The sequence below is a fragment of the Paramesorhizobium deserti genome (assembly GCF_001558695.1).
GTDB lineage: Bacteria > Pseudomonadota > Alphaproteobacteria > Rhizobiales > Rhizobiaceae > Paramesorhizobium > Paramesorhizobium deserti.
Genome location: NZ_LNTU01000034.1, coordinates 337,756 through 349,619, shown reverse-complemented (window position 1 = coordinate 349,619; position 11,864 = coordinate 337,756). Strand labels below are relative to the sequence as shown.

Below are 11,864 nucleotides of genomic sequence, written 5' to 3'. Positions count from 1 at the left end.
AGCCCGAGGATGACGACTGGAGGAAGGGGAGATGCCCGGCAGGGCAGAGGGGGGTGAGAAACAGCCATTATCCGTTAAACGCCTACCCTACCTGCTCATCGCCGCGAGCCATTCATCGACCCATGCCTTGCGGTTCTTCGCCACCTCGTCCGGCGGCAGCATCAGGGTTTTTGTGGGCTTCACCAGGGTATCGAAGGCGGGATCGAGCGGTTTCGAGGTCTTGCCGGCCGGGAACATCCAGTTGGTTTCGGGGATGACGTCCTGAAAGCCGGGGCCGGTCATGAACTCAAGGAATTTCGCGGAGAGCGGCTTCCCTGCGCCGTTCTTGGTGATGCCGGCGAGCTCGATCTGCAGGTAATGGCCCTCCGAGAAGGACGCCGCCTTGTAGCGGTCTTCCTTGTCGACGACGATGTGATAGGCGGGCGAGGTGGTGTAGGAGAGCACCATCGGCGCCTCTCCCCGGGTGAACAGGCCGTAGGCTTCCGACCAGCCCGGCGTCACCGTCAGCACACGGTCCTTCAGCTTGCCCCAGGCATCCGCGGCATTGTCGCCATAGATCGCCTTGATCCAGAGCAGGAGGCCGAGGCCCGGCGTCGAGGTGCGCGGATCCTCGATAACGATCTTCTGCGATGCGTCGCCCTCCACCAGCTCCTTCATGCTCTTCGGCGGATCGGTGAGCTTATCGCTGTCATAGACCACGGCGAAATAGCCGTAGTCGTAAGGCACGAAAGTATCGTCCTTGAAGCCGCCAGGAACGGTCTCGTTCGATGTGTCGATGCCGTGCGGGGCAAACAGGCCGCTCTGCTTTGCTTCCGTGATCAGATTGGTGTCGAGGCCAAGCACGATATCGGCTTGGGTAGTCGCGCCTTCCAGCTTCAAGCGGTTGAGCAGCGCCACGCCATCCGCCGCAGATACCCACTCGACCGTGCAATCGCATTCCTTCTCGAAGTTCTCCTTGACCTTGGGTCCCGGTCCCCAGTCGGCGGTGAAGCTCTCATAGGTATAGATGGTGAGCGTGTCCTTTGCCGCCGCCGGGGCGGCGAGGCCGAGCAGTGCGGCTGCGGAGAGGGCGAGAAGTTTAATAGGCCTCATCGGCGTTTCCTTTGTCGTTCATGGTCAAAAGGATCGAGCGCCGGTAGAAGGCAGCGTCTAATCCCTCCGCCGGTATCAACCGGATCAGGTTCTGCGGGTTGGCCGATGCATTGATATTCAGGTGACGGCGGGCTGCGAATGGCGTTTTTCTGCGCTTCCGGTGCTTATGTACTGGAGTACACTGCGCTCCGGTTCTCGAAAAACACCCTTCTCACCACGCTCTGACCTGAATCTCAGCGCATCGGGGCCTCTCAGCCGGTTTCCGGCACCCCGTTAGAGCGGAATCAACAATAATTGACGCAAGTTACGACCGCAAGCGTGCCGGGGCTTTTCCGCCAGGCAAGGCGCGTGATAAGAGCCGCGCATGAGCAAATTCGTCATCCTCCTCGGCGGGCATCTGACGGTAACCGACAGGCTGAAACGGCAGATCGCCGGCGCGCGGGTGCTCGCCGCCGACAGCGGCATGCGCCATGCCGGGCCGCTTGGCATCGAGCCGGAATTGTGGCTTGGCGACTTTGATTCGACCTCGCCTGCCCTGGCGCGGCGTTATGAACATGTGCCGCGCCGCAGCTTTCCCCGCGCCAAGGATATGACCGACGGGGAACTTGCCTTGAGCGAGGCGTTCGCCCTGGGTGCGACCAGCGTCATCCTGTGCGGCGCTTTCGGCGGCATGCGCACCGACCACACCATGCTGCATTTGACCATGGCCACGGCGCAGGCGGCCATGGGCCGCGATATCCTGCTTTCGAGCGGTACGGAAGAAGCCTGGCCTATCCTGCCGGGAACGCATGCGCCTGATCTGCCCGACGGGACGCTTTTCAGCCTCATCGGCTTCACTGAACTTCAGGGACTGACGATCACAAGTGCGGAATGGCCGTTAGATAATGTGAAGGTTCCGTTTGGTTCTTCACTCACGGTTTCTAATGTCGTCCGGGGAACTCTGGGGGTTTTTCTGCGTTCGGGATGCGGCGTTCTTGTCGCCGCTCTGGAAGGATGAGCGGACAAGGCTATTGTAAATTCAACAAGATGGTGCCACCTTGTCTTGCCGCATTGGGGACGCAACGTTGGCCGCATTTGATTCTTAACGGGAGAAATCTCCATGAAAAAACATCTTTCAATGATCGCAGTCAGCGGACTGCTGGCTCTTTCGACAGCCGCCTGCACCACCGCTGAACAGCGCACCGCCGGATACGGCGTGGGCGGTGCTGCGCTCGGCGGCTTGGCCGGCGGTGCCATCAGCGGCAACAGCCGTGGTGCATTGACGGGCGCCGCCATCGGTGCGGTGGCAGGCACCCTGCTTGGTGCTTCGACGTCGCGCCAGGGATACTGCCGTTACCGCGATCCGTATGGCCGCGTTTACGAAGCGCCCTGCCAATAAGCATCCGCGATATCAAACGACGACAGGCCGGAAATTTTCCGGCCTGTTTTGTTTTGGGCGCTTTCTACCCATTTGACATGGGAACCATTCTCGCGGACAAGCGCGTTCGATCTCTTTCCAGCAACGATACCGACCCTGAATGCCATGGCTCCTCCGCTTCTTCGTCTCGACCAGATAAAGCTCACCTTCGGCGGCACGCCGCTTCTGGAGGATGCCGCCCTTTCCGTTGGCGAGGGCGAACGAATTGCGCTCGTCGGGCGGAACGGCTCCGGCAAGTCGACGCTGCTCAAGATCGCTGCGGGGATTGTCGAGCCGACCTCGGGCGAGGTGTTTCGTCATCCCGGCGCGACCATCCGCTATCTGGCGCAAGCCCCTGATATGGACGGCTTTGCCGATGTCCATGCCTATGTGGAAGCGGGGCTGGGGCCTGCGGACGATCCCTATCGCGTGACCTATCTGCTTGAGCATCTCGGGCTGACCGGCCAGGAAAAGCCGGGTCAGCTTTCGGGTGGCGAGGCGCGGCGCGCGGCGCTGGCGCGGGTGCTCGCGCCGCAGCCCGATATCCTGCTTCTCGACGAACCGACCAACCATCTCGACCTCACCACCATCGAATGGCTGGAGGATGAGCTGCGCCAGATCCGCTCCGCTCTCGTGGTCATCTCGCACGATCGCCGGTTTCTCGAAAATGTCAGCCGCTCGACCATCTGGCTCGATCGCGGCGTAACGCGCCGGCTGGAGCAGGGCTTCGGCCATTTCGAGGAATGGCGTGACAAGATCCTGGAGGAGGAAGAGCGCGACCTGCACAAGCTGGGCCGCCAGATCGTGCGCGAGGAGCACTGGCTGCGCTATGGCGTGACGGCGCGGCGCAAGCGCAACATGCGCCGCCTTGGCGAATTGCAGGCAATGCGCAATGAGTTCCGCACACATCGCCGCGCGCAAGGCACAGCCGTTCTTGCGGCGAGCGACAGCAAGGAATCGGGCAAGCTGGTCATCGAGGCCAAGGGATTGGCCAAATCCTATGACGGGCGTGTGCTGGTCAAGGATTTTTCCACCCGGATCATGCGGGGCGACCGCGTTGGGCTGGTGGGCCCCAACGGCGCGGGCAAAACCACGCTTCTCTCCATGCTGACGGGAATGCTTCCTCCCGATGAGGGGACTTTAAGGCTCGGCGTCAATCTGGAGATGGCCGTGCTCGACCAGAAGCGCGAGAGCCTCAATCCGGATGAGACGCTGGCGCATTACCTGACCGACGGGCGCGGCGAAAATGTCGTCGTCAATGGCGAGCAGCGCCATGTCGTCTCCTATATGAAGGACTTCCTGTTCCAGCCGGAGCAGGCGCGCACGCCGATTCGCGAGTTGTCGGGCGGCGAGAAGGCGCGGCTGATGCTGGCGCGCGTGCTGGCGCGTCCGGCGAACCTCCTGATCCTCGACGAGCCGACCAACGATCTCGACATGGAAACGCTCGACCTTCTGCAGGAGCTGGTGACCGGCTTTGCCGGAACGGTCATCCTGGTGAGCCACGACCGCGATTTTCTCGACCGTACGGTGACATCGGTGATCGCGCCGGAGGGCGACGGACGCTGGCTCGAATATGCCGGCGGCTATGCGGACATGATGGCGCAGCGGCGCGAGATGGCGTTGACCAAGCGCGAGGTCAAGGCGTCCGGCTCTCGTGGTTCGTCACAAGCCGAAACCGCCGCGCCTGAGCCGAAACGCGAGGAAAAGCGCAAGCTCTCCTACAAGCAGAAATTCGCGCTGGAGACGCTGCCCGGCAAGATCGAGGCGCTGGCCGCTGAGATCGCCGCGCTGGAGAAAAAGCTCGCCGATCCCGAGCTTTATGCCAAGAATCCCGATCTTTTCGCCAAAACCGCCGGGGAACTGGAGAAAAAACGGGAAGCACATGCGGCCATGGAAGAAGAATGGCTGGAGCTGGAGATGCTGCGTGAGGAGATGGAGGGGTAGGCGCGGCTTTGGCACGAGGGGAGCCCGTTCTCCCGAATACGAGGCGGGTGACAGGCCCCTTTCTGCTCCTTAGAGTCCGCCACGGTTTACGCTAGCAGAACGCGGCTCATTATCCCGCCGTCATTCTCGGGCTTGTCCCGAGAATCTACCATAAGAAAAAAGAGAATGATCACCGTCCTGACAGATCAGGCTGCAGTAGATTCTCGGGACAAGCCCGAGAATGACGGCCAGACGGACACCGCTTCAAGCTGGTTCTGACAAACACTAACCGTGGATCCTCGGGGCAAGCCCAAGGAGAACCCGTGGAAGTCAGCTCATGCCAAGCGCATCCTTGTAGAGCTGGATGATCGCCTCTTCTTCCTGGCGCTCGTGCTCTTCCTTCTTGCGCAGACGAATAATGGAGCGCACGGCCTTGGTGTCGAAGCCGGTGCCCTTCAATTCCGCGTAGACTTCCTTGATGTCCTCGGAAATGGTCTTCTTTTCTTCCTCGAGACGCTCGATGCGCTCGATGAAAGCACGCAACTGTCCGACGGCTACGGTTTGTGCGGTATCGCTTGTGATGTCGTCCACGGATTCGTTCTCCAGATTGGTGGGGAAGGGACAGGCCTGCGACTCGCTGGCCAAGGTCGGGGCAATTCGATGCCCGACCCGGTACGGATGGTCAAGACCGGAGAGCGCGTCATCCGGAAACGAATGGTTTCAATGCGACGGCTTGCCGGTTTCGAAAGCGGCTTTCTGCGCTTCCGACGCTTCGGTCTGGTGCTTGGCGCGCCATTCCTCATAGGGCATGCCGTAGATGATCTCGCGTGCCTCCTCCTTGGAAAGGTCGACGCCGGCGGCATCGGCCGCATCCCGATACCAGTTGGCAAGGCAGTTGCGGCAGAAGCCGGCGAGGTTCATCAGGTCGATGTTCTGCACGTCGCTGCGGCTGCGCAGATGCTCTATCAGGGTGCGGAAGGCAGCCGCCTCGAATTCGAGGCGCTGTTGTTGGCTCAACTCTCTCATGCCGCTTCCTCCTTTTCCATAATGGGGCCGGTTCGCGAACCGAAATGCTGGATCTCGTGAATATCGGGCAGGGCATTCACGGCTGCAAGCATCGGCGCCAGCCTTTCCGCCCAGCTTTCGGCACCCGCCGCATCCCGGATCAGGTCCTGCCGCACCTCGATCAATGCATGGGCATAGCCGGTGACGACGCAATGGCGGAACATCGTGTCGTTGCGCAGCGCGCCGTCATAAGGCTCGTTGTCGCCCACCACGAGTGCGGGGTCGGCGCGCAGCATGTCCAAGAGCGGTTTGACGGCGCGCGGATCGCTGTCCCAGAGCAGGCTGATATGCCATGGCCGCTCCTTTGTCTTCCAGAACGGTGTGAAGGAGTGGATCGAGACGACCAGCGGCGGCTTTCCCGTCGCCGCAACGATCCTGCTTATCGCACCCGCCACGGCCGCATCATAGGGGCGGTAATAGAGGTTCAGGCGCTTTTCGCGTTCGGCTTCGCTCAGCGGATGGTTGCCCGGTATCACCGCGCCGTCCGAAAGCCGCATGATCAGCGTCGGATCATCCTCGCCGCGATTGGGATCGATGAGCAGGCGGGAAAAGCCGCCGAGGACCGCCGGAGTACCCAGACGCCGGGCGATGTCGCGGGTCAGGTTCTCGACGCCGATATCATAGGCGATATGCCGTTCAAATTGTTCTGCCGCGAGCCCAAGCGAGCCATATTCCGGCGGAAGGTCGCGTTTGGCGTGGTCGGCGATCAGGAGCAGGCCGAGGCTATAGTCTCCCTCGACATGATGCACAGGTGAAAACTGCATGAAGGCGGGTCCGTGGTTCCTGCGGGGAGATTTCGGTCTCTCATGCGGGCGGGCGGATTGCAACCGCCATTCTTTTGCCATCAGGAGCGGTGGAGATTTCGCAAGTCAGCAAGGAGCCTCGATGAAATTTCCTGTGGTTGGCCTTTTCTCGCTCAACAGTCGTCCCGGCGCGTTGACATCACCTGCGAAACTGCCGAAAAGAGGGCAACAAAAATGGGATTTTCAAGCGTGACAGACCCGCACATGTGCGCTGAAAGGTTTCGGCGGATGCGCTCTAAACACCCCCTGGTTTTTCTTAGCATTTTCGCGATGGGCATGCTGTTCATGGCGGCCGAGGCCCGTGCCGATTTCCGCGTCTGCAATTCGACGCAGAATCTGGTGGGCGTCGCCATCGGCTATCGCGCCAAGACGGGATGGGTCACCGAGGGCTGGTGGCACATCAATGGCTCGAGCTGCAAGACGCTGATCGAAGGGCCGCTCTCCCAGCGCTACTATTACCTCTATGCGGAGGATGCCGAAGGCGGCGGGCGCTGGGACGGCCCGGTCAACATGTGCGTCGCTGAAAAGGAATTCAAGATCGCCGGCGTCAACGACTGTTTTGCGCGCGGGTTCCAGCGCGCCGGCTTTCAGGAATACGACACGGGTGAGCAATCGAGCTGGATGGTCCAGCTGACCGATGAGGCGCCGCCCGAAAATCCGACAGTGACAGGAACAAACAATCCATGAGACGCAGCCGCAAGGTCAAAATTCTGGCAACGCTGGGACCGGCATCCTCCGAAGAAGCGACGATCCGTAAGCTCTTCGAGGCCGGGGCGGATGTTTTCCGCATCAATATGAGCCATGCCGACCATGATCTGATGCGCTCGCTCGTCCGCCGCATCCGCAACGTGGAGCGGGAATTGGGCCGGCCCATCGGCATACTTGCCGACCTGCAAGGGCCGAAGCTGCGCGTCGGCAAATTCAAGGATACCAAGGTCAGCCTGACGCCCGGCCAGACCTTCACGCTAGACGATCAGGATGTGCCCGGCGACAATACCCGTGTTTTCCTGCCGCATCCGGAGATCCTGCAGTCGGTCGAGCCGGGGCATCGCCTGCTGATCGATGACGGTCGCTTGACGCTGGTCGCCGAAGCCGCCGACGGCAAGTCGGTACGCACGCGCGTGGTTTCCGGCACCGGCATTTCCGACCGCAAGGGCGTCAGCCTTCCCGATACGACGCTCGGCGTCAGCGCCTTGACCGAGAAAGATCGCAAGGATCTCGATGCCGTGCTGCAGGAGGAGATCGACTGGGTGGCGCTTTCCTTCATCCAGCGCCCGGAAGATCTGGCGGAGGTGCGCAAGATCGCACGCGGCCGCGTCGGCCTTCTTTCCAAGATCGAAAAGCCTCAGGCGGTCGCCCGCCTCGATGAAATTATCGAACTCTCCGATGCGCTGATGGTGGCGCGCGGCGATCTCGGCGTGGAAATGCCCCTGGAAGCCGTTCCCGGCATCCAGAAACAGATCACGCGTGCTGCCCGTCGCGCCGGAAAGCCGGTGGTCGTGGCCACGCAGATGCTGGAATCCATGATCACCGCGCCGGTGCCGACCCGCGCCGAAGTGTCCGACGTTGCAACCGCCGTGTTCGAGGGCGCGGATGCGATCATGCTGTCGGCGGAATCGGCGGCTGGCCAATATCCGGTCGAGGCCGTCGCCACCATGGCGCGGATCGCCGAGAAGGTGGAGCGCGATCCGACCTATCCCGGCATCATCTATGCGCAGCGCTCGGAACCCGAGGCAACCGGCGCCGACGCGATTTCGCTCGCGGCGCGTCAAATCGCGGAAACGCTCCGGCTTTCGGCGATCATCACTTATACGGCCTCGGGGACGACAGGGCTGCGCGCGGCCCGCGAGCGCCCGCAGACGCCGATCATCACGCTTTCGCCGATCGTCGAGACGGCACGCCGGCTCTCGATCGTCTGGGGGCTGCATTGCGTCGTCACCGAGGATGCGCGCGATCTGGACGACATGGTCGACCGGGCCTGCAACATCGCCTTCCGCGAGGGCTTCGCCAAGCCGGGCGACCGCGTGATCATCACCGCCGGCGTACCGCTGCGTACTCCCGGCGCCACCAACATGCTGCGCATCGCCTATATTGGCACGGACGGGCTGACGGGGATCTGATCTACGGATTTCGCTCGCATCGCCGTCATTGAGGCGGCTTGCTCCACAACCACCCCCATCCGGGCTTCGGACCACCTTCTCTCACAGGAGGACAAGGTGGTCCGAAGCCCGGATGGGGGTATCATCTGCCTGGGGAGAAGAAACGGCGGCGAACGGCTTTCAGGTACGCGTGCCGGCGAGTTCATCGGCGATCTCACCGACCTCCTTCTGCGCTTCGCGCATCATGGGATAGACAGCAAGGGCGCGCTCATAGGCGCGCAGGGCCATCTCCTTGCGCCCCATTTCCTTCAGGATGGAGCCCATGCCCGCCAGGGCCGCGAAATGCCGTGGCTCCAGCTGCAGCGCCTTGTTGATGTCACGCATGGCGCCGCCATAGTCGTTCATCAGGAAAAAGAGCGTGGCGCGGCGGTTCCAGCCTTCGGCATAATCCGGATTGAGAACGATGACCTCGTTGAGGAAATCCATCGCCACCGGATATTTCTTTTCACGGATCGCGGCATTCGCCCATTCCATCATCAGGTCGATGGTGGCGCTGCCCGACTGGTTCCACACGCCGTATATCTGGCTGGCGATGCGTTTCGCCTTGGCCTCGTTATGCGCTTTACGCAATTCGAGAAAGAGCTTGTCCAGTTCGGCCGTGCGTTTTTCGGCAACGGTCGCTCCGCTCTCAGGCAGGTTTACAGGGGAGGGTGCCGCAGGCGTTTGTTCCTGCTGCGCCATGGCCGCAACAGGCATTGCCGCCGAGGCGGCGGGAAATGCGAGCAGTGTGAGAACAGCAAAAACGTTTCGCATGTGCATAAGGGTAGACCCGCACAGCGAAACGTCAATTGCAAATTTAAGTGAGATGCGCTTTGTGAAGCGGATGAACATCCGCTTCCACACAAACCGACCTTAACCTTGGCGCGCCTTGAAGCGCGGGGCGGTCTTGTTGATGATGTAGATGCGGCCCTTGCGGCGAACCATGCGGTTGTCGCGATGACGGCCCTTGAGCGCTTTGAGCGAGTTCTTGATCTTCATGTCAGTCACCGGTCTGGTTGGCCCGTCGCCGGGCATCAATGAAGGCGCGCCCAAGGCACGCCGTAAAAGGTTGGCGCGAAATAGCCAAGGAATGGGGCGATTGTCAACTCCCGTCCGGCAAAAGTTGCGCGATAACCGACTCTATTTGTTGGCTTTCAGCCGGGTGACATGGCCCATCTTGCGGCCGGGGCGCGCTTCCGCCTTGCCATAGAGATGGACCACGGCGGCGGGCTCCTTCAGAAGCTCCGGCACGCGGGCTATATCGTCGCCGATCAGATTCTCCATCACGCAATCGCTGTGGCGGGCGGTATCGCCGAGCGGCAGGCCTGATATGGCGCGGATGTGCTGCTCGAACTGCGATATGGCGCAGGCGGCTTCCGTCCAGTGGCCAGAATTGTGGACGCGCGGCGCAAATTCGTTGGCAAGCAGCGTGCCATCAGCGAGTACGAAGAATTCGAGGCCCAGGACGCCGACATAATCGAGCGCGTTCAACAGCTTTTCGGCCGCTTCGCGCGCTTTTTCGGCGGTCGCCGGGGAAATGGCGGCGGGCACGGTGGAGGTGGCGAGGATACCGTTGGAATGGACGTTCTCGGCAATGTCATAGGTGCGGACATTGCCCTCGCGATCGCGCGCGGCGATGACAGAGACCTCGCGCTCGAAGGCGACGAACCCTTCGAGGATGGCGGGCGCATTGCCGATGGAGGCGAGGGCGCCGGCGACATCGTCGCTGCCGTCGCCGCGAAAGCGCGCCTGCCCTTTGCCGTCATAGCCGAGACGACGCGTCTTCAGGATGGCCTTGCCATTGAACAAAGCGAGCCCCGCCACCAGGCTTTCTGTATCGTTGACCAGATGCCAAGGCGCTGTTTCAATCCCGCAGTCGTTGAGGAATGCCTTTTCGCGGAAGCGGTCCTGCGAGACCTCCAGCGCGATGGGAGGCGGATAGACCAGCTTTTCCTCGGCGAGCTTCTGCGCCGCCTCGACGGGGACATTCTCGAATTCATAGGTAATGACGTCACAAGCCTGTGCAAGCTCGGCCAGTGCATTCTCATCGTCATAGGGAGCGGCGATCTGCCGGTTGGCCACCTGCGAGGCTGGGCAGCCGGCCTGCGGCTCCAGAATGACGGTGTGGAAGCCAAGTCTCGCCGCCGCTACGGCAAGCATCCTGCCGAGCTGGCCGCCGCCGATGATGCCGATCGTCGATCCGGGGCGCAGCATGGTCACGCCTCGTCCGAGGGACGTTCGGCAATTGCGGCGCTCTGTTTTGCCCGCCAGGCATCGAGACGCTCGGCGAGCGTTGGATCGGAAAGCGCCAGGACGGAAGCGGCGAGCAGCGCGGCATTGACCGCGCCGGAACGGCCGATGGCGAGCGTGCCGACGGGAATGCCGGCGGGCATCTGCACGATGGAGAGAAGCGAATCCTGGCCGGAAAGGGCTTTTGACTGCACCGGCACGCCGAAGACCGGAAGCGGCGTCATCGAGGCTGTCATTCCGGGAAGATGGGCAGCACCTCCCGCACCCGCGATGATCACCTTGAAGCCTTCGGCCTTGGCGCCCTTGGCGAAGGCGACGAGGCGGTCCGGCGTGCGATGGGCCGAAATGATCCGTGCGTCGTGGGAAATGCCGAGGGCTTCAAGCGTCTCTGCGGCATGGCGCATCGTTGGCCAGTCCGACTGGCTGCCCATGATGATCGCAACTTCGGCGGATGCTTCGGCCATCGCCAATTCCCCTTCGCTGTTCCAGATCGCAAACTCATAAGGGATCGAACGCTTGTTTCGCCGTTTCCGGCGCCATTCGATATGAGTTCACGACTTGGGGGCACTTAGCCGAAAAGCAGGAAGCCCGCAAGGCAAGGCCGCGGCTGTTGTCCGGCTCAAGCGATGATATCGGGAATGACCTTGTCTTCCAATTCCTGGAGCTTGTCCTTGATGATCAGCTTCTTCTTCTTCATGCGCTGGATGCGCAATTGGTCACAGCCCACCTGGATCATGGCGTTGATGGCAGCGTCGAAATCCGCGTGTTCCTGTTTCAAACGTGCGACAGCCAGTCGTATCTCTGCCTGTTCCTGATCGGACATGCGGTTTGTCCCGTTCTGATTATCTGCTTTGGGATCGCCCAGAAAAGCGCGAGGATCGCGTCTCGACTCCGGGCGGAGCCCATATCATATTTTTGCGCGAGAGAAAATGCTACTATTCCGAATTCGACTCCCGGACAAAGTCGTGGCAAACTGTCATCACTCTGTCACGAATTCTTCGACAGGGTTAGGTCTAGGCTCTCGTTTATTTGATCGAATGATGCCTGAAGCGGCAGAAAAATGCCTGATTACAGCTCGAGTGTGCGTTTGTGGAGCCCCACAGGCATAGGCTGCTCCACGGCCCTTGCCGATCGTCGTCTATCGATTGGATTTATGAGCCCCTGGCCTGAAGCCTTTATGAGGAAAACAACCGAAGG

16 protein-coding genes are annotated in these 11,864 nt (G+C 61.4%); 6 read left to right on the top strand and 10 right to left on the bottom strand.

Annotation, left to right across the window (positions count from 1 at the left end):
- Nucleotides 1-87: 87 nt before the first annotated feature.
- On the bottom strand, nt 88-1,092 hold the full coding sequence (gene thiB, locus ATN84_RS17945) for a thiamine ABC transporter substrate binding subunit (protein ID WP_068883175.1): 1,005 nt from the start codon (nt 1,090-1,092) through the stop codon (nt 88-90).
- Between the two features lie 364 nt (nt 1,093-1,456).
- Here thiB and ATN84_RS17940 point away from each other — a divergent pair, with 364 nt between their 5' ends.
- On the top strand, nt 1,457-2,089 hold the full coding sequence (locus ATN84_RS17940; RefSeq protein WP_068883173.1) for a thiamine diphosphokinase: 633 nt from the start codon (nt 1,457-1,459) through the stop codon (nt 2,087-2,089).
- 102 nt (nt 2,090-2,191) lie between these two features.
- On the top strand, nt 2,192-2,470 hold the full coding sequence (locus tag ATN84_RS17935) for a glycine zipper 2TM domain-containing protein (RefSeq protein ID WP_068883171.1): 279 nt from the start codon (nt 2,192-2,194) through the stop codon (nt 2,468-2,470).
- Here ATN84_RS17935 and ATN84_RS27315 read toward each other — a convergent pair.
- On the bottom strand, nt 2,449-2,616 hold the full coding sequence (locus ATN84_RS27315) for a hypothetical protein (RefSeq protein ID WP_161939590.1): 168 nt from the start codon (nt 2,614-2,616) through the stop codon (nt 2,449-2,451). The genes ATN84_RS17935 and ATN84_RS27315 overlap by 22 nt on opposite strands.
- On the opposite strand from ATN84_RS27315, the gene ATN84_RS17930 reads away from it, so the two are divergent.
- Nucleotides 2,615-4,432: an ABC-F family ATP-binding cassette domain-containing protein gene (locus ATN84_RS17930; RefSeq protein WP_068883169.1), complete on the top strand. Its 1,818-nt coding sequence runs from the start codon at nt 2,615-2,617 to the stop codon at nt 4,430-4,432. The two genes, ATN84_RS27315 and ATN84_RS17930, sit on opposite strands and share 2 nt — an antisense overlap.
- A gap of 309 nt (nt 4,433-4,741) precedes the next feature.
- Here the strand turns inward: ATN84_RS17930 and ATN84_RS17925 are convergent, their stop codons facing one another.
- From ATN84_RS17925 to ATN84_RS17915, 3 genes are all read right to left on the bottom strand, one after another.
- On the bottom strand, nt 4,742-5,002 hold the full coding sequence (locus ATN84_RS17925) for a DUF2312 domain-containing protein (RefSeq protein WP_068883167.1): 261 nt from the start codon (nt 5,000-5,002) through the stop codon (nt 4,742-4,744).
- Nucleotides 5,003-5,131: 129 nt separating this feature from the next.
- Complete coding sequence (locus ATN84_RS17920) at nt 5,132-5,437, bottom strand: DUF1244 domain-containing protein (RefSeq protein ID WP_068883165.1); 306 nt, start codon at nt 5,435-5,437, stop codon at nt 5,132-5,134.
- Nucleotides 5,434-6,240, bottom strand: a complete 807-nt coding sequence (locus ATN84_RS17915) for an N-formylglutamate amidohydrolase (protein WP_068883163.1) — start codon at nt 6,238-6,240, stop codon at nt 5,434-5,436. Before ATN84_RS17915 ends, ATN84_RS17920 begins: the two co-directional genes overlap by 4 nt.
- Here ATN84_RS17915 and ATN84_RS26980 point away from each other — a divergent pair.
- The 3 genes from ATN84_RS26980 to pyk all read left to right on the top strand — a co-directional run bounded on the left by ATN84_RS26980 (nt 6,239) and on the right by pyk (nt 8,399).
- Nucleotides 6,239-6,472, top strand: a complete 234-nt coding sequence (locus ATN84_RS26980; protein ID WP_153020284.1) for a hypothetical protein — start codon at nt 6,239-6,241, stop codon at nt 6,470-6,472. The genes ATN84_RS17915 and ATN84_RS26980 overlap by 2 nt on opposite strands.
- A 77-nt stretch (nt 6,473-6,549) precedes the next feature.
- On the top strand, nt 6,550-6,966 hold the full coding sequence (locus ATN84_RS17910) for a DUF1036 domain-containing protein (RefSeq protein WP_244491117.1): 417 nt from the start codon (nt 6,550-6,552) through the stop codon (nt 6,964-6,966).
- A complete protein-coding gene (pyk, locus tag ATN84_RS17905; protein WP_068883159.1) occupies nt 6,963-8,399 on the top strand; it encodes a pyruvate kinase in 1,437 nt (478 codons plus the stop codon). Before ATN84_RS17910 ends, pyk begins: the two co-directional genes overlap by 4 nt.
- A gap of 159 nt (nt 8,400-8,558) precedes the next feature.
- On the opposite strand, the gene ATN84_RS17900 is transcribed toward pyk, so the two are convergent.
- From ATN84_RS17900 to ATN84_RS17880, 5 genes are all read right to left on the bottom strand, one after another.
- A complete protein-coding gene (locus ATN84_RS17900) occupies nt 8,559-9,197 on the bottom strand; it encodes a tetratricopeptide repeat protein (protein ID WP_082766378.1) in 639 nt (212 codons plus the stop codon).
- Nucleotides 9,198-9,290: 93 nt separating this feature from the next.
- Nucleotides 9,291-9,416, bottom strand: a complete 126-nt coding sequence (gene ykgO, locus ATN84_RS17895) for a type B 50S ribosomal protein L36 (RefSeq protein WP_068883155.1) — start codon at nt 9,414-9,416, stop codon at nt 9,291-9,293.
- 141 nt (nt 9,417-9,557) lie between these two features.
- Nucleotides 9,558-10,631 (bottom strand): 5-(carboxyamino)imidazole ribonucleotide synthase, encoded by a 1,074-nt coding sequence (locus tag ATN84_RS17890; RefSeq protein WP_068883153.1) that lies wholly within the window; start codon nt 10,629-10,631, stop codon nt 9,558-9,560.
- 2 nt (nt 10,632-10,633) lie between these two features.
- The gene (gene purE, locus ATN84_RS17885) at nt 10,634-11,131 is read right to left on the bottom strand and encodes a 5-(carboxyamino)imidazole ribonucleotide mutase (protein WP_068883151.1); all 498 of its coding nucleotides are present in this window, start codon (nt 11,129-11,131) and stop codon (nt 10,634-10,636) included.
- A gap of 155 nt (nt 11,132-11,286) precedes the next feature.
- On the bottom strand, nt 11,287-11,490 hold the full coding sequence (locus ATN84_RS17880) for a YdcH family protein (RefSeq protein WP_068883149.1): 204 nt from the start codon (nt 11,488-11,490) through the stop codon (nt 11,287-11,289).
- Between the last annotated feature and the right edge of the window lie 374 nt (nt 11,491-11,864).